Annotated in this window: 2 protein-coding genes; one reads left to right on the forward strand and one right to left on the reverse strand. The window is 66.8% G+C overall.

Annotation, left to right across the window (positions count from 1 at the left end; all coding sequences use genetic code 11):
* Positions 1–47 precede the first annotated feature (47 nt).
* Positions 48–380 (reverse strand): DMT family transporter, encoded by a 333-nt coding sequence (locus ACCC94_RS29700; RefSeq protein ID WP_413353172.1) that lies wholly within the window; start codon positions 378–380, stop codon positions 48–50.
* A gap of 131 nt (positions 381–511) precedes the next feature.
* Here ACCC94_RS29700 and ACCC94_RS29705 point away from each other — a divergent pair.
* Positions 512–1,288: LysR family transcriptional regulator (locus tag ACCC94_RS29705; protein WP_413353173.1), on the forward strand; the 777-nt coding region annotated here is incomplete at its 3' end.

Below are 1,288 nucleotides of genomic sequence, written 5' to 3' on the forward strand. Positions count from 1 at the left end.
TTGGTTCGCGAGCAAGCTCGCTCCTACAGAATGCTGACGGCGCCGGATCAGTGACCGGCGGTGCGGGAGAACAACTGGATGACGACGACACCGCTGACGATCATGCACATGCCGAGAATGGCCGGGGTATCGAGCTTCTGCTGGTAGAGCACCAGCGCCGCGATGCTGACCAGCACGATGCCCAGACCCGCCCAGATGGCGTAGGCGATGCCCACCGGGATGCTGCGCACCACGATCGTCAGCATCCAGAAGGAAATGGCGTAGCCGACGATCACCAGCAGCAGCGGCAGCGGGGTCGACAGGCCCTTCACCGACTTCAGCGAGGCGGTGGCGATGACTTCGGCGACGATGGCGATGGCGAGGTAGAGATAGCCGGGCATGACAGGTCCTCCCCGGTAGCGACGCGCCGCTGTGTGCAGCGCGTGGGTTATGTTCGGTCTGGTGGGCATTCTAGTTATCTGGATGATGGGATAAAGTCATTACCTATCTGCTTTTGAGATAGGTGGCGGCCATGCAATGGAACCTGGACCAGTTGCGACTCTTCGTCAGCGTCGCCGATCAATCTTCCTTCTCGGCGGCCGCCCGGCAGCTCCAGCGCGTGCAGTCGGCGGTGAGCTCCTCCATCGCGCTGCTGGAGAGCGACCTGGGCGTGACCCTGTTCGAGCGCAGCAGCGGCCGCCAGCCGGTGCTGACCGGCGAGGGCAGGGCGCTGCTGGATGAGGCCCGCGAGGTGCTGCGTCAGTGCGAACGCCTGGAAAGCCGGGCGCTGGCGCTGGTGCGCGGCACCGAGCCGTTGCTGCGCCTCGCGCAGGACGAAGCCATGCCATACCAGCCTGTGCTTTCCGGGCTGCAGGCGCTGGCGCAGGAATTCCCCACCCTCGAGGTGCAACTGGCCAGCGGCGCCCAGGGGGACGTGGCGCGTAAGCTGCTGGAGCGCCGCGCCGACCTCGGGTTGCTGTTCCACCACGAGGGCATGCCGGAGGCGCTGGAGCGGCAGCGGCTGGGCACCATCGAGATGGTCACCGTGTGCGGCGCCGGGCACGAGCTGGCCAAGCTGGACTACGCCGACCGCCGCGAGCTGGCCCGGCATCGCCAGCTATTGATGGCCCCGCAGGACAGCCATTACCCCGGCGGCGAGCAGATCAGCCCGCTGGTGTGGCGCGCCGACAGCTTCTACGCCATGGCCGAACTGTTGATGCGCGACCTCGGTTGGGCCTGGCTGCCGACCCACGTGGCGCAGTACCCGGCGTACCAGCCATTGCTGGTGGAGCTGGCCAGCGACTGGACG

The organism is Pseudomonas sp. Pseusp97 (genome assembly GCF_047304025.1).
GTDB lineage: Bacteria > Pseudomonadota > Gammaproteobacteria > Pseudomonadales > Pseudomonadaceae > Pseudomonas.

Coding starts and splice junctions, on each gene's coding strand:
- ACCC94_RS29700 (WP_413353172.1), bottom strand. CDS start 380: ATGCCCGGCTATCTCTACCTCGCCATCGCCATCGTCGCCGAAGTCATC.